Source organism: Caenimonas soli (assembly GCF_013155545.1).
Lineage (GTDB): Bacteria > Pseudomonadota > Gammaproteobacteria > Burkholderiales > Burkholderiaceae_C > Ramlibacter > Ramlibacter soli.
Map to the genome: position 1 here is coordinate 65954 of NZ_JABJVV010000003.1, position 21514 is coordinate 87467.

Sequence of the window (21514 nt, forward strand, 5' to 3'; positions counted from 1 at the left end):
GGTTAACATCGGCTGCCCTCGGCTTTGTGACGGCCCTGATTCTATTTTTTTCGAGCCATGAGTCTACTCACCCATTTCGATCCACAAGGTCAAGCTCACATGGTGGATGTAGCCGGCAAGAAGCCGACCCACCGGATCGCGATCGCGCGCGGCCGTATCGAGATGCAACCATCCACCCTGGCCTTGATCGCAAGCGGCACGGCCAGCAAGGGTGATGTGCTGGGGATCGCGAGGATTGCGGCAATTCAGGGGGCCAAGAAAACGAGCGACCTGATTCCCCTGTGCCACCCGCTTCCCATCACCCGGATTGTCATTGACTTCGAAACCCACGCTGCCGGCCAGGACTCCCCGTCTTGTTTCGTCAGCTGCACCGCCCGCGTGGAAACGGTAGGACCGACGGGTGTGGAGATGGAGGCCCTCACCGCAGTGCAGGTCGGCCTGCTGACCATCTACGACATGTGCAAGGCCGTGGACCGCGGCATGGTCATCACCGCAGTGAGCCTGCTCGAGAAGCATGGAGGCCGCAGCGGCAGCTACGTTGCGCCCTGAGGCGTCACGGGGACAGTTTCAGCGGCAGGCGATTTTTTTCGGTCCAGGCGGCGAAATCGCTCGGATACGCGGCGCGGTACCGTGCGGCGTGCCATAGCGCTTCTTCGTATTTCTGCGTCATCGTCAAAGCCTCGATCAACACTTCGATGACGCGCTGTTCGGGCGAAAAATGCAGCAGGTCGCGCGCGAGATTGACCATATGCGGAGCATTCGCTGGAGTCAGCGGCGTGACGCTCAGCTCGGCAAACAGCACCTGGCTGCGGAAAAGCCATGAACCTTGCAATTTCGCGAGGGTGTCGTCGCGATAGTAGGCGCTGCGCTCCTCGTAGGGACGATAGATCTGGCCCACGCGGGAGTAGTCCCACAAGGCGTAAAGCACGCAGGCGGCGACCAGGGCGGCGGCGGGCAGCCGAACGGCCATTGCGGCCCGTATGGCCGAATCGCTCCTAAGCGGCAACAGGAACAACACCGCAAGCCCCGCCGCGATCTGGAACGGGCCATACCACAGGGGGTACTCGACCATGCTGTGCAGCAGGATGACGACCAGGATCATCCAGGCGAGTTGATGTTCCGGTTGCGTGGCCCGCCACGGCGCCGCGGCCACGGCTGCCCAGAAGAGACCGCCGCAGATGATGGCCGCAAGAGGGATTCCCAGTTCGACGGCCAGGTGCAAGGGCAGGTTGTGCGCGTTGTCCAGAAGTGCGCAAAAGCGCTCCCCCGGATAAAGCGTGGCGTAGTGCGCGTAGTCCAATTCCCCCCACCCCCAACCCAGCCAGGGTTTTTGAGCGATGAGGTGCAGCACGTTGCTCCAGAGGGCTCGCCGGCTCCAGCATCCCTCCTGCTGCGCCATGCGGGAGAACGCGTTCCCTGCGGCGATACCAAGGAAGCGCTCTAGCAAGATGGGCAGCACGACGGCGGCCAGCACGTACGCCACGAGGCCGAACAAAGCCGTCTTGAAAAGCCGGAGCTGGTGAGGCCCTTTCCAGGCGCCCGCCAACACCACCAACAGCAGGAGCTGGATGAATCCAACGCGAGAGATCGAGGCGGCGTTGCCGGCCACCAAGAGGACCAGGCCGAGATAGGACGCCGCGAGCGTGTACTTTCCCGAGACCCCACGCATCCAGCGATCTCGCAGCCACCACAGCAGGGCTGCCACGCCGATATTGGTCAGGCTGGCGAAGTGATTGCGCTGGCGTAAGTTCGCGAAAGCCTCGCCCGGTTCCGCCACACTCATCCAGGGGCTGAAATAGTGGGCCAAGCCAAAGTATTGGCACAGGCCGATCACGCTGCTGAGGAGAGCGGCGCCGAGCCAGCCCAGCACAGCGGGCTTGACCCACCCCGGTTGAAAGCAGGCGATAAGGACGGCACAGCACAGCCAGCTCACCAGTAACGGCGCGGTCTGGGTGCTGGGCCCCGGGACGAAAGGATTAAGAGCCGGGAGCGCGATCGCGACGGCTGCGAGCAGCGCAAACCCGGGTTGGCGAAGAAGCACAGGAAGCCCCTATTTGCCCAGCTGCGGCCATGGGCCCAACCTGGCTTGCCTCAGATCGGCGCATGCGCTGTTTTCCACCGTCGTGGGCCAGCGAATGTTCGCCAGTTGGGGCTGTTGCTTCCGGAAAGTCTGCATTTCCGAGATCAGCCGCCGGCGACCTTCCGTCGGCAGCACGATCATTGCCTTGGACATCCAGCAGCGAGCCTCAGCGGTGTGGCCGTTCAATGCAAGCAGGCGAATGAGCCTCGACATATTGGGGTAGGTGATCCAATGGGCGGTGACGTCGCGGGCCTGCTCCAGCGCTTGCGCTGACTGGCCCGCGGCGGGCTCCGTCAATCCGAACGCGAGCATCGACCGAAGTTGCGTCAAGACGATCACATCCGGTGGAGTCGGGGGAACGGGACTCCAGATCCGCGCCAGCTTCATGCGCACATCCACAGTGGAAGCCTCGGCCTCGAAGTAATCGTAGATGATCAGCGCCAGAAGCAGCGTCACGGCACCCAATAGCACCAACGCCGCATGGCGCGCGCCACGGCTCGCGGCGCCGAGATGCCAGATCTTCAACTCCGCAGATAGCGCGCCGGCGACAAGTCCCGCCGGCAAGAGGAAGTAGCCGTATTGCAGGGGAAGCTCGAGCATGGCGTGCAGCATCACGACGACCAATACCAGGAACAGCAGTACCTGGGCCGGCTCGCGAATGCGCCGTTGCGCCGTCCAAGCCCAGGCCAGCAGAGCCGCGGTGACAGCCAAGCCGGCCGGAAAGCCCGACCAGATGATGAGGTCCAGCGGAAGATTGTGCGCATGGGCAAACAGGACCGGAAAATCCGGGTGGTTTTCCGCGACGGCCAGATGTGCGGAGAGTACCTCGTTCCAGCCATAGCCGAGCCAGGGTCGCTGCGCAGCAGCATCGAGCAGCATCCCCCAAACGGCAGGCCGCATTTCGCCCATGGTCCGCGTGGCAATCGATGTGGGGTCCGCCAGGAGCAAAGCTATGCTGGCCCAGTGAATCGCCAGCAGCAGCAAGAAATAAATTGGGATCAAGGCCGATACGTAAACAGCGGCTTGGCGCTGCGGCAAAAGGGCCCGCCACCACCACGCGGCGGCCACGATGGCGCACAGGCCAAGAAATCCCGTGCGCGACTGCGTGAAGGCCAGACCGAGCACGAGAAAAGCGGCGACGGCGAAGGCGAACGCGGGCCTGACATGGCGCTGGTAGGCGCTCCAGCCGCAAGCCAGTAATCCCCACAGCAGCAGGGTTGCCAACTGGTTGGGTTGGCCCAGGTTGGCGTAAGGCCGGCTTTGGGCGAGCCCGAAAACCCAGATGTCGAAGAAGTCGGCCTCGCTGGTCATCCCGAGCCATTGATAGATCTGAAGTCCCACGGACACCAGCGATGCGGCAAGGAAAGCGCCAAAAAGAATGTTGCCCATCCGGATCGGCCGCCAGGCCTGCCATTGCCGGCCGACGACCAGGGCGATCAGGAAACCAAGAAGGTAGGCGGTTGACAGCCAGGCTTGGCCGGCAAAGGGCAGGAGGCCCAGATGGAAATGGGCGAACGGCAGCACCGCGGCCAGTGCAACCAGCAGATCCAGGCCGGTTATCGCGAGCTTGCCGGTGTTCAGCAGCACTACGCAGCCTATGACTGCCAGCACGGCAGCCATCCAGGCATCCGAATGAAATTGGAGCCAGGGCTGGGTATGGTTGGGCAAAAGCCAGGCTGTGGCTATCAGCAGGGTGGCAAAGGCACACCACACCGGGGCAAGGGACTTGTCTTTGAAGTTAAGAAGCGTCATCCGAGGACCGGGGTGAGAAAAAAACAAAAAGGGCCCGGCAAACCGGGCCCTTGTCACAAACGGATCGTGATCAGGTCGTCTTGCACGAACCCGGCAGGTACTTGGCGGGCATCGGCTCGGTAGCCGCGGGGCCGCACTTCCATTCGGTGATGGTCTTCTGGCCGTCGGCGGTACCGTCCGCAGCAGCAGCGCCGATGTAGGGCTTCAGCGAAATGGCGCGGGCGCTGGAAGTGATGCTGCCGCCCAGGGCGCCTTCGCTGCCCGTGATGGTGATCACGCCGTTGGCGTCGGAACCGCCGGAAGCGACCATCTTGGTCGGCGTGATCGTGCAGGTGCCGGGCAGAATTGAGGCGATGTTCGCAGTGGTCGCGTTGGTATACGCATCCGTGATGGCCGTGCGGCAGGTCGACGCCGCCAGGACGACTTCGGACACGCGAGCGCGCACCGTGTAGTCTTGATAAGCGGGCAGCGCAACGGCGGCCAGAATACCGATGATCGCAACCACGATCATCAATTCGATCAGGGTGAAACCCTTTTGCACTTGGCGCTTGATAGTTTGCAGCTTCATGGAACCTCCGGGAGTTAATTAGGAAAGAAGCTCAGCTGTAACGCAACTGCTGTGCCAGGGCTCTTTGCGCTTCTAAAGTATTCGTTTCGCTCTATTTGCTGCACAGCAACGTAGCAAAAAATGGTTGCGCTCTCGGCGCGCGACATTTTTGTCGCGCACTAAAGTCTTCTTGAGCACCACAACAAAAGGGCCCGGCAAGCCGGGCCCTTGTCACAACGGATTGTGATCAGGTCGTCTTGCACGAACCCGGCAGGTACTTCGTCGGCATCGGCTCTGTGGCTGCGGGGCCGCACTTCCACTCGGTGATGGTCTTCTGGCCGTCGGCGGTACCGTCCGCAGCGGTACCGTTGATGTACGGCTTCAGCGAGATGGCGCGGGCGCTGGAGGTGATGCTGCCGCCCAGGGCGCCTTCGCTGCCCGTGATGGTGATCACGCCGTTGGCGTCGGAGCTGCCGGAAGCAACCATCTTGGTCGGCGTGATGGTGCAGGTACCGGGCAGGATGGAAGCAATGTTGGTGGAGGTCGCGTTGGTATACGCATCGGTGATGGTCGTGCGGCAGGTGGATGCCGCCAGGATGACTTCGGATACGCGCGCACGCACCGTGTAGTCCTGGTAAGCGGGCAGCGCAACGGCCGCCAGAATACCGATGATCGCGACCACGATCATCAATTCGATCAGGGTGAAACCCTTTTGCACTTGACGCTTGATTGTTTGCAGCTTCATGGAAACCTCCTGTTGAGAAGAAGCTCAGCAATATGGCAAACGCTGTGCCAAATCCATTATGAGCGGCAAAGTATTACTTTATCAGGGTTTGCCGTGCGCGAAGCTTGCAAAAATCGGCCGCGGCGGCTGTTGGCGCGACATTTTTGTTACACAGTAAAGTCTACTTGAGCTACTTGATGCAGACCGATCGCACCTGCTTCAAGTCGGTCAGCCCCAGCATGATCTTTTCCATGCCGTCCATCTTCAGGGTGCGCATGCCGGTTTCGACCGAGGCCGAGAAAAGCTCGGCCACCCGGGCCCGCTCCTGGATCAGCCGCTTGATGTGGTCGTCGGCGATCAGCAGTTCATGCAGGCCGATCCGGCCCTTGTAGCCAGTCTTGTTGCACTTGACGCAGCCCACGGCCTTGTAGAACTTCAGCCGTCCGTCCTGGCCATAGGCCTTGACCCAGCTGTCGTAGAGCTTCTTGGCCTCGCCGGCGTAATCGGATTTCCAGGCCGACGAATGGCGCAGCTCTTCGGCGTATTCCGCGACGAACAGCTTGACCTCGTCGACGTCCGGCGCGTACTCCTCCTTGCAGTCGCACAGTTTTTTCGCCAGGCGCTGCGCGAGGATGCCGAGCAGCGCGTCGGCGAAGTTGAACGGGTCCATGCCCATGTCCAGCAGCCGGGTGATCGACTCGGGCGCGGAGTTCGTGTGCAGGGTGGAGAACACGAGGTGGCCGGTGAGCGAAGCCTCCACGCCCATCGAGACGGTCTCCTTGTCCCGCGATTCGCCGACCATGATGATGTCGGGATCGGCGCGCAGGAACGCCCGCATGATCAGGGCGAAGTCGATCCCCGCCTTCCGGTTGATCTGGACCTGGCGCAAACCCTTTTGCGTGATTTCGACCGGGTCTTCGGCGGTCCAGATCTTGGTGTCGGGTGTGTTCAGGAACTTCAGGATCGAGTGCAGCGTGGTGGTCTTGCCCGAACCGGTGGGGCCGCACACGTAGAACAGGCCGTAAGGCTTGCTCACGGTCTTTTCCAGGCGCTCCTTGTTGTGCGGCGTCAGCCCGAGCTTTTCCAGCGGGATGGGCTCGCCCGCCGCCAGGATACGCATCACCACGTCTTCGACCCCGCCGGCCGAGGGGATGGTGGCCACCCGCAACTCGATGTCCAGCGGACCGAACTTCTTGAACTTGATCTTGCCGTCCTGCGGCTTGCGCTTCTCGGAGATGTCCAGGTCGCACATGATCTTCAACCGGGTCACCATGGCCTGGCGGAAATGCGAAGGGACTTCGACATACGGCTGCAGCGTGCCGTCGATGCGGAACCGGATACCGGTCTTGGCCTTGCCGGGCAAGGGCTCGATGTGGATGTCCGAGACCTTCTGGTTGTAGGCGTCGATGATGACCTTGTTGACGAACTTCACCAGTTCGTTGTCGGCGGCGGCGGACTCCAGCCCCGTGTCGTCACCGCCCTCGTCGTCCATTGGCGCGCTCAGGTCGGCCAGCAGCTCGTCGATCGATGCGCCGTCCTCGGCGCCGTACAACTGGGCCAGCGTTTCCTCGAATTCGGTCTGGGTCGTCACCCGGTAGGAGAACTTGGCAAAGCGCGGGAACACCTGGGGCACGATGCGCGATCCGCGCACGGCTTCCGGGTCCATGCACATGACCACCAGGCCCTCGGGCGATTCTTCCAGCGGAAGCCAGCCCTGTTCCTCGACGAAGTCGCGCTTGAGCGGGCCTTGCAGTGCCTCCATCCGTATGCGGCCTGCGTCGAAAGGCTCGTACGGCACGCCGAAGAACTTGGCGAGCGACGGCCCGATCTGCGACGGGCGAATCTGGAAGCTCGCCATGAGCATGTGCTCGACCGGCTTTGCTTCCTCGCGGGCTTGCTGGATGCACAGCTGGAGTTCGTCGGCGGTCATCACGCCGGCCGCAATCAGGCCATCGTATTTGGTCGCCCTGACCCGCTGGCCGTCGTCGGCCCGCTGCATGCGTTGCCGGATCGCCGTGGCCAGCGTCCTGCACAACTGGGTGGCGCCCTCGACCTCGAGCTCGCCGAAAGGCTGGTCGCTCTTGTTGTTGATGACCTGCAGCACGCCGTGCAGGTTGTGACCGTCCAGGATAGGCAGCACCATCATCTGTTTGGTGCGGTAGCCGGAGCGCTTGTCCACTTCCTTCAGGAAGCTCAGGGTGGGGTGGATTCGCTTGAGCGCCTCGTCGTCGTAGACGTCGGCGATGTTGATCAGCTGCTTGCTGTAGGCCGCGTAGCCCGCGATGCTCTGGGCGCTGATGGGAAGCTTGAGGTCCTTGCTGGTGTTGAGGCCGGTCTTGACCTTCGACACGATGGACGTGCGGTCTTCGTTGATGGCATAGAGCGTGAGCCGGTCGGCGTTGAACAGCTTGCAGATGTCCTGGCTGGCCTCCAGCATGATCTGGTCGATGTTCTCGGTCTCGTGGATCCGGGTGCTGACCTGCTGCAGCTGGCGGTAGAACAGGGCCTCGAACGAGACGCCCCGCTTTTCCGGGGGCAATTGCTGCGAATCGAAGAAGGCCTGCTCGCTGTCCCTTTCGGGCCTGAGCACCGCACTCATTGGGAGAACTCCGCGCTGCGCGCTGCGGTATTCGCCTTGGGAACGGCCCGGCGGCTCATGCGCCGCCCCTCATAGCTCGAACTCCTGGCCCGCGCGCAGCCACCGGATGTCGTGGGCGACGTTCGGGCCGAACGGCTGCGTCTGGTCGAACTTCTGGATCTCGGTCATGATCAGCTCGGTTTCGGCCGGCTTGGTGTGGGTGATGAAGATGGGAAAGGATTTTCCCTTGTCGATGCAATCCAGCTCCTCGGCCAGCGCATGGGGCGACAAGTGCAGGCTGCGCTTGGCCAGATCCTTTTCGCGGTTGCTGAAGGCGGTTTCGATCACCAGCGCCGCCACGTTCAGCTGGTTGATGCGCCGCCAGAAGGCCGGATTGCGCTCGGTGTCCCCGGTGAATACCCAGCAGCCCTTGCCCGAGGTCACGGCGTAGCCCACGGCGGGCACGGTGTGGACCGCTGGCAGGACTTCGATCAGCTTGCCGGCGATGTCCAGCGTCTGGCCGACCTGGATTTCATGAAAGCTGATGAAGGGCGCTTCGGGCGTGGGGATGCGACTGAAGTCCGGCCAGATCACGTTGTTGAAGACATGCGCCTTCAGGGCCGCGATGGTGCCGGGCAGCGCATAGACCTTGACCGGCTTGGTCAGCTGCGAGGCGATGGCGTCGATCATCAGCGGCAAGGCGGCCACGTGGTCCAGGTGCGAATGCGTCAACAGCACATGGCCGATGGCCTTCATCTCGGGCAGCGTCAGGTCGCCCACGCCGGTGCCGGCGTCGACCAGCACGTCCCCGTCGATCAGGAACGACGTGGTTCGACAGTCCTTCGCGATCGCTCCGGAACAGCCCAGCACGCGCACCTTCATCAGGATCCCTTACTTTGTTTCGAAATTGGTTGCGCCGTCCCACCCCGGGTCGAAAGGGAGCAACCTCATCGAGGCTACACGCTCTGAATACAATTCGTAAAGGTATTTTTTGGCATTCATGCGCTGCAGATTCAGCATCAGCACGTCGCATTGCTCCCAGTCCTGGGCCCGGTAGGCCTTCAGGAAGGCGGCCCAGGTCTTGAGTTCGTCCTGGGAAGCCTTCTCCAGCCGGTTGGCGGGTGCCACCGGCCAGAAGATGGCCACAGCCTGCTCCTTGCCCTTGACCCGGACCCGGTCCAGTTCCTGCCAGGCAAATTCGGGCGCCAGCTTGCGGGTGCTCTCGCTGACCACGATGTCCACGCCGTAGATCTTGGACAGGCCTTCCAGGCGCGAACCCAGGTTGACCGAGTCACCGATCACCGTATAGGCGCGCCGGATGTCCGAGCCCATGTCGCCCACGCACATGGTGCCGGTGTTCAGGCCGATGCCGATGCCGATCTCGGGGATGCCCTGGGCCCGGTGTTCGTCGTTGATCTTGCGCACGGCGCCGGCCATCTCCATCGCCGTTTTCACGGCCATGTGCGCGTGGTTGGGAATGTCCACGGGCGCGCCCCAGAAGGCCATGACGCAATCGCCCATGTACTTGTCGATGGTGCCCTTGTTGGCACGAATCAGGTCCGTCAGGCGGCTGAACACGAAATTCAGCAGTTCCTGCAGCTTGGTCGGCTCCATCTGTTCCGACATCTTGGTGAAGCCCCGCATATCGCAGAACATCACGGTGAGCTCCTTGCTCGCGGCCTTCATGCTGTAGCTGGCGGCGTCCTTGACCATCTCGTCCACCAGCTCCGGCGGCACGTAGGTGCCGAACAGGTTGGCCAGCTCGCGCTTGCCCCGGCTTTCCACGAAGTAGCCGTAACTCATGTTCAGGGCGAATGCGGTCAATGCCATGACGAGGGCAGCTGCCAGCGGCATGACCAGCCCGGCCCCCAGGTAGAGGAAGAAATTCAGCGCCACCACGGCCGCGATGACGACCAGGCTGAGCAAGACTGCACGCGGCGCGGACAGCAGCGGCAAGGCGAATGCCAGGGTCAGCCCGGCCAGCGCCAGTATCGCGACGTCGTAGCCGAGGGCATAGTCAGGCTTCACCGCGATGCGGTCGTCCATCAAGCCGGAGATCAGGTTGGCGTGGGTTTCCACCCCTGCGTAGGCCTCGCCTACCGGCGTGACCCGGATGTCCAGCAGGCCGGGCGCCGTGGTCCCGACCAGCACGATCTTGCCCTTCAGGCTTTCCGGCGCCAGCCGCTTGGCCAATACATCGGCTGCCGACACATAGCGGTACGAGCCGCCGCTCACCCCGCCCGGGCCGCGAAAAGGCACCAGCGTGGTCACCCAGTCGGCCACCGGCACCGACAACCTCTTGTCACCCTGGCGCAGCTGGATGCCGTCCAGGCCGTGGTATCGGGACAGGAAGCGCTCGGGCGGGAATTGCGGCTCCACGGACGGCATGCCCGTCAGCGCCCGGAACATCGCCAGCGCCAGCGACTCGTAGTACTGATCCTTGTATTCGGCCAGCAGCGGCACCGAGCGCACCACCCCGTCCGGGTCCACGATCGAATTGAAGAAGCCGCCCAGCGGCGCAGCCTTGGCGAGCTGCTCGATGTTGGAGCCGTAACTGTTCCAGCTGGTGAATCGGATGGGCCGTCCGCGCAGGTTTTCCTTTTGCATCACCGGCTCGGGCAGCAGGCCGGAGGTGCGGCCGTCCTTGTCGTTGGTCAGGTAGTAACCCATGACCACGGGGCGCTTTTGCAGCGACCTGGCGAACGCGGCGTCGTAGTCGAGGCTGGCCTGCAGCTGGCCGAGTTTCTCGGTGAAGCCGGGCTGGTCCTTCAGTTCCGCCTGGGCCAGTTGGCGCAGGCGCTTGAGGCCCGAGCTGTCATCGGGCTCGGCGAAAACGATGTCGAAACCGACCAGGGCGATCTTCTGCCGGTCGAACAGCTCGTCGACCAGTTCGGCCATCCGGTTGCGCCCCCAGGGCCAGCGTCCGACCTCGGCCAGGCTCTTTTCGTCGAGGTCCACGATGACGATGCGCTCGTCCATCGTCCGGGGCATCGTCGCCCGCAGACGCGCGTCGTAGATGATGTCGTCCAGTCGCTGCAGCACCCCGATGGGCAGCACTCCGCTGGCATGCAGCAGGGCAAACAGCACGGGGATCAGCGTGACCGCGATGCGGGACCAATGTTTCAGCAGCAAGCCCATAAGGGGCTGGAACCTCGCTTATCGTGATCCCGGCGCGTGCGCGCCGGGACAATCAGGCCTGGACAAACTGCATCTGCGTGCCGGCCAGCTCGAGAAGGTCGCCGTTCTTCAAGGTCACCGGCTCGGCGCTGATGGCCGCGCCGTTGAGGGTTGGCTTGTTGCCGCCTTCGACATGCGCCACCACGAAGCCGTGGGGCCGCTTGGTGATCGCCGCCACGGCGACGCCGGGCTTGCCGATGGTGGTCACGACTTTGACCAGCGGCACCTCGCGCCCGGCAGCCGCGCCGGACAGCACCTTGATGGTGGCTTTGACGCCCGCCAGGTCGACGGCGGCCGTCGGCGCCGCTCCCGCGTCGGCGCGGGCGGGCGGCGGGGGCATGACGGCCCCGGCCTTGAGGATCATGGTCTTTTCGAAGGTCGGACCGGCGACCTCGTTGATGTACTTGATCTTGTACTTGCCGATTTCGACCGTGTCGCTGTTCTGCAACAGCTGCTTCTTCACGGCCTTGCCATTGACGTAGGTGCCGTTGGTGCTATTGAGGTCCTCAAGGTAGACCTCGTTGCCGGTCATTTGGAGGACGGCGTGTTCTCCGCTGACGGCAAGGTTGTCGATCACGATGTCGTTGTAGGGCCGGCGACCCAACGTCGTACGGTCCTTGGTCAACTGCACTTCCTTGATGACGACACCGTCGATCGAAACGATCATTTTCGGCATGGTCGGCTCCTGTCTGTATAACTCATTATCTGGAAACTAATACCAAAGACTCATCCCAGCCATCTGGACAACAAGCCGCGCTTTTTCGAATCCGTGCTGACCTGGGCCAACAACACCGAGATGTTGTCGCGGCCTCCGTTGGCGTTGGCGGCGTCTATCAGCTGCGCCGCTTTCTGCTCCAGTGGCACGTCGCCGCCCAGAATCTTCGCGATGCCATCATCATCCACCATGTCCGACAGGCCGTCGGAGCACATCATGTAGATATCGCCCGGTTCGACCCTGTGTTCGTTGACTTCCAACAACACCGCGTCCTCGACACCCAGCGCCCGCGTCACCAGGTTCTTGTTGCTGGAGGTGGCCGCCTGCTCCGGCGTGATCAGCCCCGCGTCCAGCTGCTCCTGCAGCAGGGAATGGTCCTTGGTGATCTGGGCGAGATCGCCCGCGCGCAGGCGATAGCAGCGCGAATCGCCAATATGTCCCAGCATGAGCCGCTCGTCCTGGAACACCCCCAGCACCAGCGTCGTTCCCATCCCGCTGTACTGCGGGTTGGAGTTGGCGGCGTTGAAGATGGAGCGGTTGGCATTGTCCACGCAGATTTCCATCGCGCGGCGCACCTCGCGGGCGTTCGCATGACGGCCGGCCTGCGACAACCAGCGGCCCAACTCGGACTTGATGAAGGTCGTGGCCATGCCGCTGGCGATTTCGCCCGCGTTATAGCCACCCATGCCGTCGGCCAGGACTCCCAGGCGGGTCGCCTCGTCCAAGGCGATCGAATCCTCGTTGTTCTCGCGCGCGAGACCCGGGTCGGTGCGTGTGCAAAACTCGTAGTTCATAAGTGCCGGGTCAAGCTTCCACATCGGTTCCGCCCCCAGATGCAGGGGAGCCAGGCGCCCCCGGCCTGATCACCGCGGTTTTTTCGAAGACGCCGGTGTCGCCGCCCGCGCTTTGTTGGGTCGCATCATAGCCGGGCGAAGCAGCCGCAGGCATCGCAGCGGCGGCCACAGTCGCCTCGAACGATGCGCCAGCCTTCGGCACCGCAGCCGGGGCCACCGCCGTCTGCGTGGGCGCCACGCCCGACAGCTCGCCGAGGACCGAGCGCAGGTCGGCCGCGAACTGGTCACCATTTTGATAGCGGGTTTCCGAACGCTTGGAAAGCGAAAGCGCCACCACGTTGGCCAGGCGCTCGGAGATGTCCTTGCGAATGACGCGGATGTCCGGGGCCTCTTCCTGGGCGATCTTGTACATCAGCTCGGCCATCGAGTCGCCGCGGAAAGGCAGCACGCCCGTCAACATCTGGAACAGCATAACGCCCAGCGAATAGAGGTCCGAGCGCCCGTCGACTTTCTTGCCGGCGATCTGTTCGGGCGACATGAAGCTGGGCGTGCCCAGCACCAGCCCGGTCTTGGTCTTGCTCGAGTCGGTGATGCGCGCGATGCCGAAGTCGGTCACCTTGACGGTATCGCTGTCGAGCTCGTACATGATGTTGGCCGGCTTGATGTCCCGGTGCACCACGTTCTGGCGGTGGGCGTAGGCGAGCGCCTCGGCGACGCGCGCCACGATGGACAGCACCTTGGGCATGGGCAGCAGCTGGCCGTCCTTGCAGAAGGCCACCAGGTCCTTGCCCTTGAGGAATTCCATCGCGATGTAGGCCAGGTCGTGCTCCTCGCCGGCATCGAAGATGGTCACGATGTTCTGGTGCTGCAGCCGGCCGGCGGTCTCGGCTTCGCGGAAGAACCGCTCGCGCGCATCGGTCAGTTCCTCGCCTTCGAACTCCTGCGACAGCGCCATCGTCTTGATCGCCACCACGCGGCCGATCTTGGGATCCTTGCCGAGATAGACCACGCCCATCGCACCCTTGCCCAGTTCCTTTTCGACCTGGTAGCGGCCCAGCATGGGTTTTTCGACGGCGCCGCCATCCAGCAGCATGGTCCCGCCGGGGTGGGCACCGCCGCCGCCGAGGATGACGGTTTCCGACAGGTTCTTGGCGCGATTGAGCTTGGACTGCAGGTCCTTGAAGTCCTTGTTCCAGGCGGCCATGTGCTCGTACACCGCCTGCGCCTTGTTGAACTGGCGCTTGCGCTCGAAATCCAGCGCCAGGTTGTACATGTTGTCCATGATCGCATCGCTCATGGGCACGCGGCGGAAGCGGTCGAAGGCCGCATCCAGCTGGCCCTGCCCCTGCAATGCCAGGCCCATCATGCGGTTGGTTTCGGCCGACTCGTCGTCGGACTTGAGCTTGCCGGCCTCGGTGACCAGGAAGCGCTTGGTCGTCAGCGCCAGGTGGCCGATCACCAGCAGCGCCGCGGGCAACACGAATTTCAGCCAGACCGAGGCGCTGGAGAGCAGCACGAACTCGCTGCCGATCAGCAGGGCGAAAAGTCCCAGCGTGACGGCAGCGCCCATGCCGGCCGACAGCCGCGGAAGCAGCGCAATCAGGTAGGCCGCCACCAGCAGGAACACGGCCAACCCGGCCCAGCCGCCCCAGGCCGGCTGCACGATGAAGTGCTCGCCCAGGATGCTGGAGGTGATATGCGCCATCATCTCGGCGGGCGACAGGCCGGCATAGCCGGGCACGGCGAAGGTGGTGCCTACGCCGTTGGCCGTGGCGCCGATGAGGACGATCTTGTCGGTGTACTTGGCGGCCGGTATCTTGCCGCTCAGGACGTCGTAGAACGAATCGACGGCGAAGGCCGGCTTGCCGTCCTTGCCCTTGTAGAACTGCGGCAGCATGCGGGCCATGTCGTCGGTCTTGACGCGCAGCTTGCCGATCTGTACCGACTCGCCGTCATTCAACTTGATGTCGCCCGGGCCCAGGTTCAGGCTGCGCGCCGCCGCCAGCAGCGCCATCGAGGGCACGGCCTTGCCGTAATAGTTGACCAGGAGCGGGTCGTCGCGCACCGAGCCGTCCACGTCATGAAGCTGGTTCAGGTGGCCGACGCCGCCGGCCGCGTTGCCCAGCAGCTCGAACGGATACTGGCCGCGCACCGCCGGCATCGAGAAGCCGTTTTTCTCGTCCACTGCGCTTTTAAGAACATACGCCGGCAACGGCCGGTCGGCCTTGCCCTGCGGCTCACCCAGTTCGTAGATCGAGGGCAGCAGCACGTTGCCCGCGCGCGCCATGCTGGCGGCCAGCTTGGCATCGGTGTCCAGGGTCTGTTCGGCCTCGGCGATCACCTTGCCCAGTTGCTCGGCCGAGCCGCCCTGGCCCTCCGTCACCGGCCCCAGGGCTTCCTTGATCTTGCGGATGAAGACCAGGCCACGATCGGTCTGGGGCTCGAAGAAGAACGTGGTGTGAACGATGGTCTTGGCCTTGGCCGCCGACAACTGGTCGATCAGTTGCGCATGCACGTCGCGCGGCCAGGGCCAGCGCCCGATGTTGGCGATGCTCTGGTCGTCGATGGCAATGACGGCGATCCGGTCGGACGGCTGGCGCCCGCTGCTGGTGCTGCCGAAGTCATAAAAGCGGCGCTCCAGCGTGCCGATGAGGTCCGTCGCCTGATTCAGGATGACGACGGTCATCACGATCAGTACAGCGACGAACCAATCCGCGCGCCAGAACTGGCCACGTTTTGCCGATGAAGATGTGCTCACTGCCCCGCCCCTCGTCCAGAGAACCGTTCAATGCTGTGATTTTGCACAGCATCCGTGCCCGCCAAGCCTAGGAAAAGGGTTGCAGGCCTTCTAGCTGGACGTTAACAGAGGCCAATCGCCCGGACAAGGGACTTTGTCACGGGCGGACTACATTTTGTTGCAATTAAGGGAGTGCGGCCTCAAGCGGATTCGGGAGCCGCGGGGCGGCGCGCCTGGACGACTTTGGCGATCAGCAGGACCAGCAGGGCCCCTGCGGCCGCGGCGGCGTACTCCCAGGCCTTGGCATCCGGCAAGTAGGCCTTGACGGCGGGGTCGGTGTACATCATTTGCCCGGCGATCCATCCCAGCAGCATCGCACCCAGGGTGATGATGATCGGGAAACGGTCCATCAGCTTCAGGACGATCTGGCTGCCCGCCACGATGATGGGAATGCTCACCAGCAAGCCGAAGATCACCAGCGGCAACTGGTGCTTGCCGGCGCTCTCGGCGGCGCCCGCGATGGCCAGCACGTTGTCCACGCTCATCACCAGGTCGGCCACGATCACCGTCTTGACTGCGCCCCACAGCTTGTCGCTGGTGTTGATGTTGGCGTGGCCCTCGTCCTCGTGCGGTACCAGCAGCTTCACACCGATCCAGATCAGCAGCAGCCCGCCCACGACTTTCAGGTAGGGAACCGCCAGCAGGGCCAGCGCGAATGCGATCAGGATCACCCGCAGCACGATGGCCCCGGCCGTGCCATAGATGATGCCCAGCTTGCGCTGCTTTTTCGGCAGGCCGCGGCATGCCAGCGCGATCACGACGGCGTTGTCGCCACCCAGCAGGATGTCGATCAGGATGATCTGGCCGACGGCGATCCAGAAAGAGGCTGCGAGGAAGTCTTCCATGCTGTAGCGTTCGTGGCGACGATTGAAGCAAAAGGCCGATTGTCCCTCAGGACAACCGGCCCGCTGTTGTGGGTAACCGCAACAATCCGCGCTAGAGCTGCGCCTTCAGGAGCTTGGCCAGTTCCGAGAAATTGCGCGTCACCTTGAAACCGCACTCTTCCATGATGGCGAGCTTGGCTTCGGCCGTGTCGGCGCCGCCGGAGATCAGCGCGCCGGCATGGCCCATGCGCTTGCCGGGGGGCGCCGTGACGCCGGCGATGAAGCCGACCACGGGCTTTTTCATGTTGGCCTTGCACCAGCGCGCCGCGTCCGCCTCGTCCGGGCCGCCGATCTCGCCGATCATGATGACGGCGTCGGTCTCCGGATCGTCGTTGAACGCCTGCATCACGTCGATGTGCTTCAGGCCGTTGATCGGGTCGCCGCCGATGCCCACGGCGCTGGACTGGCCCAGGCCGATCTCGGTCAGCTGGGCAACCGCTTCATAGGTCAGCGTGCCGGAACGCGACACCACGCCGATGCGGCCCTTGCGGTGGATATGGCCGGGCATGATGCCGATCTTGATCTCGTCGGGCGTGATGAGGCCGGGGCAGTTGGGGCCCAGCAGCAGCGTCTTCTTGCCGCCCTTGGCTTCCTTGGCCTTCATCTTGTTGCGCACTTCCAGCATGTCCTTGACCGGGATGCCTTCGGTGATGCAGATCGCCATGTCCAGGTCGGCCTCGACGGCTTCCCAGATCGCGGCTGCGGCGCCGGCCGGCGGGACATAGATCACCGACACGGTGGCGCCGGTCTGCTTGGCGGCTTCCTTGACCGAGCCGAAGATCGGGATGCTGAAGATCGACTCGCCGGCCTTCTTCGGGTTCACGCCCGCCACGTAGGCGGCCTTGCCGTTGGCGTATTCCTGGCATTTCTCGGTGTGGAACTGGCCGGTCTTGCCAGTGATGCCCTGGGTGATGACCTTGGTGTCTTTGTTGATGTAGATCGACATATTTGATTCCTAGTCAGTTGGGGACAGAGCTAAAGATCTGTCCCGCAAGGTCATTTGGCAACTGCGGCAACAACCTTCTGGGCCGCTTCCGCCATGGTGTCGGCGCTGATGATCGGCAGGCCCGACTCGGCCAGCAGCTTCTTGCCCTGGACCTCGTTGGTGCCCTTCATGCGCACCACCAGCGGCACCTGCAGGTTCACCGCCTTGCAGGCGGCGATCACGCCGGTGGCGATGGTGTCGCACTTCATGATGCCGCCGAAGATGTTGACCAGAATGGCCTCGACGTTCTTGTTCTTCAGCATGATCTTGAAGGCCTCGGTCACCTTCTCGGGGGTGGCGCCGCCGCCCACGTCGAGGAAGTTGGCGGGCTCGCCGCCGAACAGCTTGATGGTGTCCATGGTGGCCATGGCCAGGCCGGCGCCGTTGACCAGGCAGCCGATGTTGCCGTCCAGGCTGATGTAGGCCAGGTCGAACTTGCTGGCCTCGACCTCGGCCGCGTCTTCCTCATCCAGGTCGCGCAGGGCGACGATCTCGGGATGGCGGAACAGCGCGTTGGAGTCGAAGTTGAACTTGGCGTCCAGCGCCTTGATGTTGCCGTTGCCTTCGAGGATCAGGGGGTTGATCTCGACCAGCGACGCGTCGGTGTCCATGTAGATCTTGTAGAGCTTCTGCAGCACGTCCACGGCCTGGGCCTGGGACGCCTCGGGAACGCCGATGCCGGCGGCCAGCTTCTTGCCCTGCGCCTCGGTCAGGCCGATGGCCGGATCGACGAAGTCGGTGATGATCTTCTCGGGCGTGGCGTGCGCCACTTCCTCGATGTCCATGCCGCCTTCGCTGGACACGATGAAGGCGACCTTCTGCGTGGCGCGGTCGGTCACGGCCGAAACGTAGTATTCCTTCTTGATGTCGGCGCCGTCCTCGATGAGCAGGCGGCGGACCTTCTGGCCCTCGGGGCCGGTCTGGTGCGTCTTGAGCTGCATGCCCAGGATTTCGCCGGCCAACTTCTTGACCTCGTCCACCGAACGGGCCAGCTTGACGCCGCCGCCCTTGCCGCGGCCGCCCGCATGGATCTGGGCCTTCACCACCCAGACGGGGCCGCCGAGCTTCTGGGCGGCTTCCACCGCCTCCTGCACCGTGAATGCCGGAATGCCGCGGGGCACAGGCACCCCGAAATTACGCAAGATTTCCTTGCCTTGGTACTCGTGAATCTTCATGAGGGGTCTCTCGAGGAACGGGTGGGGTGGTGCCCAACGACGGGGCCGCGGCTTTGGCGAGCCGGCTGCAAAAAGCAGCCTGCAACTGTATCATGCTGCAATGCACCAATCCCCTCGCCTCGCTTACAGTGGCGTACGTGGATTCCACAGGAAAAAAGATGCCCAAAGTCTTTATTGACGGCGAGGCCGGCACCACCGGCCTGCAGATTCGGGAACGGCTCGAGAAGATGCCGCAGATCGAGCTCGTGAGCATTGCGCCCGAGCTGCGCAAGGACGCGGCCGCCAAGCGGGATCTGATGGCTGGCGTGGACCTGGTCATCCTGTGCCTGCACGACGATGCGGCGCGGGAATCGGTGGCCGTCGTCGACGGGATCGAAAAGGCCAACGGCCGCGGGCCCCGCATCATCGATGCGTCGACCGCCCACCGCACCGCCGAAGGCTGGGTCTTCGGCTTTCCAGAGCTCGCCAAGGGCCAACGCGAGGCCGTGGCCAAAGCCCGGCGGGTCAGCAACCCCGGCTGCTATTCGACCGGCGCCATCGCGCTGATCCGCCCCCTGGTGGACGCCGGGCTGATTCCGCGCGACTTTCCCCTGGCGCTGCCGTCGATCAGCGGCTACTCGGGTGGCGGCCGCAGCATGATCGAAGCGTACGAAAAAGGCGAGGCCCCGGCCCACGAGGTCTATGCCCTGGGCCTGAAGCACAAGCACCTGCCCGAGATCGTCAAGTACACCGGCCTCACGCGCCGGCCGATCTTCATTCCCGCCGTGGGCAATTTCAAGCAGGGCATGCTGGTGCAGTTGCCGCTGCACCTGGACACGCTGCCGGGCCAACCCAAGGCAGCCGATCTGCACGACGCGCTGGCCAAGCATTACGCCGGCAGCGAGTGGGTGACGGTGGAAGCGCCGACCGAGGGCGGCAAGATCGACCCGCTGGCGCTCAACGACACCAACAAGATGGAATTGCGCGTGTATGCCAACGAGGAATACCGCCAGGCCGTGCTGATCGCCCGGTTGGACAACCTGGGCAAGGGCGCCAGCGGCGCCGCCGTGCAGAACCTCAAGTTGATGCTGGGGCTCTAGGCCTTAGGCTTCTTCGCGCGCCGGGGAGAGCACCCGGCGGATCACTTCTCCGTCGAAACCCCGGGCCACCAGAAAGCGCGCCTGCTTGCCACGCTCTGCCGCGTCGGCGGGCGGCGCGTCGAACCTGCGGCGCCACACTTCCAGTGCACGCGTGACTTCCGTCGACTTGAGCCCGGCCACCGCCTGGGCCACCAGCTCGGCATCCAGGCCCTTGGCCTGCAACTCCTGGCGGATGCGCATCGCGCCCAGCTTGGCGCCGCGCCGGTGCACCACCGAATCGGCCACCCGCTGGTGGTCGATGAAGCCCTTGGCCTGCAGCTCGTCCAGCACCCGGCTGAGCTGGCCGGGCTCTTCCTCGTGCGGCGCCAGCTTGCGCTCCAGCTCAGCGCGCGAATGCTCGCGGCCGCTGAGCAGGCGCAGGGCCCGCCCCTTGAGGGAGAGCTGGGGCCCCCGCATGGTTATTCGGCTGCTTCGACGTCCGCCGGCAGCAGCGGAATGCCCAGCGACTCGCGCACCTTGTTCTCGATTTCGCGCGCCAGTTCCGGGTTCTCGCGCAGGAACTCGCGCGCGTTGTCGCGGCCCTGGCCGATCTTCTCGCCGTTGTAGGCGTACCAGGCCCCGGACTTCTCCAGGATGCGGGCATTGACGCCCATGTCGATGATTTCGCCGTGGCGGCTGATGCCCTCGCCGAACAGGATGTCGAACTCGGCCGTCTTGAACGGAGGCGCGACCTTGTTCTTGACCACCTTGACCTTGGTCTCGTTGCCGATCGACTCCTCGCCCTTCTTGATGGTGCCGGTGCGGCGGATGTCCAGGCGCACCGAGGCGTAGAACTTCAGCGCGTTGCCGCCGGTGGTGGTTTCGGGGCTGCCGAACATCACGCCGATCTTCATGCGGATCTGGTTGATGAAGATCACCATGCAGTTGGTCTTCTTGATGGTGGCGGTGAGCTTGCGCAGCGCCTGGCTCATCAGGCGGGCCTGCAGGCCGGGCAGCGAATCGCCCATCTCGCCCTCGATTTCGGCCTTGGGCGTGAGCGCAGCCACCGAGTCGATCACGATCAGGTCCACCGCGCCGGAGCGCACCAGGCTGTCGCAGATTTCCAGGGCCTGCTCGCCGGTGTCGGGCTGGCTGATCAGGAGGTCCGACAGGTTCACGCCCAGCTTCTGGGCGTACTGCACGTCCAGCGCGTGCTCGGCATCGATGAAGGCGCACTGGCCGGCCTGGCGCTGCATTTCGGCGATGACCTGCAGCGTGAGCGTGGTCTTGCCCGAGGATTCCGGGCCGTAGATTTCGATGACGCGGCCACGCGGCAGGCCGCCCACGCCCAGGGCGATGTCCAGGCCCAGCGAACCGGTGGAGACCACCTGGATGTCCTCGAGCTTCTCGCCTTCGCCCAGGCGCATGATCGTGCCCTTGCCGAATTGCTTGTCGATCTGGGCCAGGGCGGCTTGCAGCGCCTTGGATTTTTCGCTGTCGGCAGCGATCCGGGTACCTTTGACTTGGACGTCCATGTGAGAAATCTCCTTGTGATTCAACAGGTTGGCTTGTCTTTATCCAGTGTTCTTATCTACAGGCTGGATGCTTGACCAGTACTGTAACGTGCAGCCTTGAAAGAAGTAAACGAGATTTTTCGTCAGTTTGCCTTACGATCTCCAAATGATCGAATCTGCTTCTGCGCACGACGGCTGGCGCCTGACGCATCTGGGCCGCTTGCTGGGCCATGCAGTGCGCCGCTTCGACGAGAGGGTGCTCAGCCTGATGGCGCACAACATCGAGGTGCCGCTGGCCCTGTCCAACCTGGCCGCCCGCTCTCAGGTCAGTGCCGCCCACATCCACATCACCCGCCACCTGGCGCTGGAGGGCTCGCGTCTCACCGACCTGGCGCAGCGCGCCGGCATGAGCAAGCAGGCCATGGGCGACCTGGTCGACCAGTGCGAAGCCTGGGGGCTGGTGGTGCGCGAACCCGACCCGCATGACACGCGCGCCCGGCTGGTGCGTTTCACGCCCACCGGCCTGGCCTGGCTGCAGGCGTTCAAGGAAGCCGTGGTCCAGGCCGAAGCCGAGTTCCGCAGCGAAGTCGGCGCCGACGTGGCCACCGTGGTAACACTGGGGCTGGAGGCCTACGCCGGCGATCGAGGCTAGCCCAGCCGTCGCTGCCCACGAGGCGAACCTCGGTATGTCCGCCGCCACCGGCGAGCCTAAAATGAGTTGAAACAAGAGGAGA

The 21514-nt window shown here is 63.8% G+C and carries 18 protein-coding genes; 3 read left to right on the forward strand and 15 right to left on the reverse strand.

Features of this window, described 5'->3' with window-relative positions:
• Window positions 1–57 precede the first annotated feature (57 nt).
• Window positions 58–549 carry a cyclic pyranopterin monophosphate synthase MoaC gene (moaC, locus tag HNE04_RS05455; RefSeq protein WP_172217509.1) on the forward strand — a complete coding sequence of 164 codons (492 nt, stop codon included), beginning with the start codon at window positions 58–60 and terminating at the stop codon, window positions 547–549.
• Between the two features lie 4 nt (window positions 550–553).
• Here the strand turns inward: moaC and HNE04_RS05460 are convergent, their stop codons facing one another.
• From HNE04_RS05460 to sucC, 13 genes are all read right to left on the reverse strand, one after another.
• Window positions 554–1870, reverse strand: coding sequence for a PglL family O-oligosaccharyltransferase (locus HNE04_RS05460; RefSeq protein WP_328700264.1), 1317 nt, complete (start codon window positions 1868–1870; stop codon window positions 554–556).
• A gap of 180 nt (window positions 1871–2050) precedes the next feature.
• Window positions 2051–3700, reverse strand: coding sequence for a PglL family O-oligosaccharyltransferase (locus HNE04_RS05465; protein WP_172217511.1), 1650 nt, complete (start codon window positions 3698–3700; stop codon window positions 2051–2053).
• Between the two features lie 202 nt (window positions 3701–3902).
• Entirely contained in the window at window positions 3903–4400 is a 498-nt protein-coding gene (locus HNE04_RS28265) for a pilin (RefSeq protein ID WP_172217512.1), read from the reverse strand.
• 226 nt (window positions 4401–4626) lie between these two features.
• A complete protein-coding gene (locus HNE04_RS05475) occupies window positions 4627–5124 on the reverse strand; it encodes a pilin (RefSeq protein ID WP_172217513.1) in 498 nt (165 codons plus the stop codon).
• Window positions 5125–5293: 169 nt separating this feature from the next.
• Entirely contained in the window at window positions 5294–7702 is a 2409-nt protein-coding gene (locus HNE04_RS05480) for a GspE/PulE family protein (protein ID WP_172217514.1), read from the reverse strand.
• A 69-nt stretch (window positions 7703–7771) separates the two neighbouring features.
• Window positions 7772–8563: a 3',5'-cyclic-nucleotide phosphodiesterase gene (locus tag HNE04_RS05485; RefSeq protein ID WP_172217515.1), complete on the reverse strand. Its 792-nt coding sequence runs from the start codon at window positions 8561–8563 to the stop codon at window positions 7772–7774.
• A gap of 9 nt (window positions 8564–8572) precedes the next feature.
• The gene (locus HNE04_RS05490) at window positions 8573–10819 is read right to left on the reverse strand and encodes a CHASE2 domain-containing protein (protein WP_172217516.1); all 2247 of its coding nucleotides are present in this window, start codon (window positions 10817–10819) and stop codon (window positions 8573–8575) included.
• Between the two features lie 52 nt (window positions 10820–10871).
• Window positions 10872–11534 carry an FHA domain-containing protein gene (locus HNE04_RS05495; protein WP_172217517.1) on the reverse strand — a complete coding sequence of 221 codons (663 nt, stop codon included), beginning with the start codon at window positions 11532–11534 and terminating at the stop codon, window positions 10872–10874.
• A 50-nt stretch (window positions 11535–11584) separates the two neighbouring features.
• The gene (locus tag HNE04_RS05500) at window positions 11585–12367 is read right to left on the reverse strand and encodes a Stp1/IreP family PP2C-type Ser/Thr phosphatase (RefSeq protein ID WP_172217518.1); all 783 of its coding nucleotides are present in this window, start codon (window positions 12365–12367) and stop codon (window positions 11585–11587) included.
• Between the two features lie 10 nt (window positions 12368–12377).
• Window positions 12378–15125 carry a CHASE2 domain-containing serine/threonine-protein kinase gene (locus HNE04_RS05505; RefSeq protein ID WP_328700265.1) on the reverse strand — a complete coding sequence of 916 codons (2748 nt, stop codon included), beginning with the start codon at window positions 15123–15125 and terminating at the stop codon, window positions 12378–12380.
• A gap of 179 nt (window positions 15126–15304) precedes the next feature.
• Complete coding sequence (locus HNE04_RS05510; protein ID WP_172217519.1) at window positions 15305–16009, reverse strand: TerC family protein; 705 nt, start codon at window positions 16007–16009, stop codon at window positions 15305–15307.
• Between the two features lie 91 nt (window positions 16010–16100).
• The gene (sucD, locus tag HNE04_RS05515) at window positions 16101–16994 is read right to left on the reverse strand and encodes a succinate--CoA ligase subunit alpha (protein ID WP_172217520.1); all 894 of its coding nucleotides are present in this window, start codon (window positions 16992–16994) and stop codon (window positions 16101–16103) included.
• Between the two features lie 50 nt (window positions 16995–17044).
• Window positions 17045–18208: an ADP-forming succinate--CoA ligase subunit beta gene (gene sucC / locus HNE04_RS05520; RefSeq protein ID WP_172217521.1), complete on the reverse strand. Its 1164-nt coding sequence runs from the start codon at window positions 18206–18208 to the stop codon at window positions 17045–17047.
• Between the two features lie 158 nt (window positions 18209–18366).
• Between sucC and argC the strand changes: the two genes are divergently transcribed.
• Window positions 18367–19287: an N-acetyl-gamma-glutamyl-phosphate reductase gene (gene argC / locus HNE04_RS05525; protein ID WP_172217522.1), complete on the forward strand. Its 921-nt coding sequence runs from the start codon at window positions 18367–18369 to the stop codon at window positions 19285–19287.
• A 3-nt stretch (window positions 19288–19290) separates the two neighbouring features.
• On the opposite strand, the gene recX is transcribed toward argC, so the two are convergent.
• Both recX and recA read right to left on the reverse strand, forming a co-directional pair.
• Complete coding sequence (gene recX / locus HNE04_RS05530) at window positions 19291–19743, reverse strand: recombination regulator RecX (protein WP_172217523.1); 453 nt, start codon at window positions 19741–19743, stop codon at window positions 19291–19293.
• A gap of 2 nt (window positions 19744–19745) precedes the next feature.
• Window positions 19746–20801, reverse strand: coding sequence for a recombinase RecA (gene recA, locus HNE04_RS05535; protein WP_172217524.1), 1056 nt, complete (start codon window positions 20799–20801; stop codon window positions 19746–19748).
• Between the two features lie 145 nt (window positions 20802–20946).
• On the opposite strand from recA, the gene HNE04_RS05540 reads away from it, so the two are divergent.
• Complete coding sequence (locus HNE04_RS05540) at window positions 20947–21432, forward strand: MarR family winged helix-turn-helix transcriptional regulator (protein ID WP_172217525.1); 486 nt, start codon at window positions 20947–20949, stop codon at window positions 21430–21432.
• Window positions 21433–21514 lie beyond the last annotated feature (82 nt).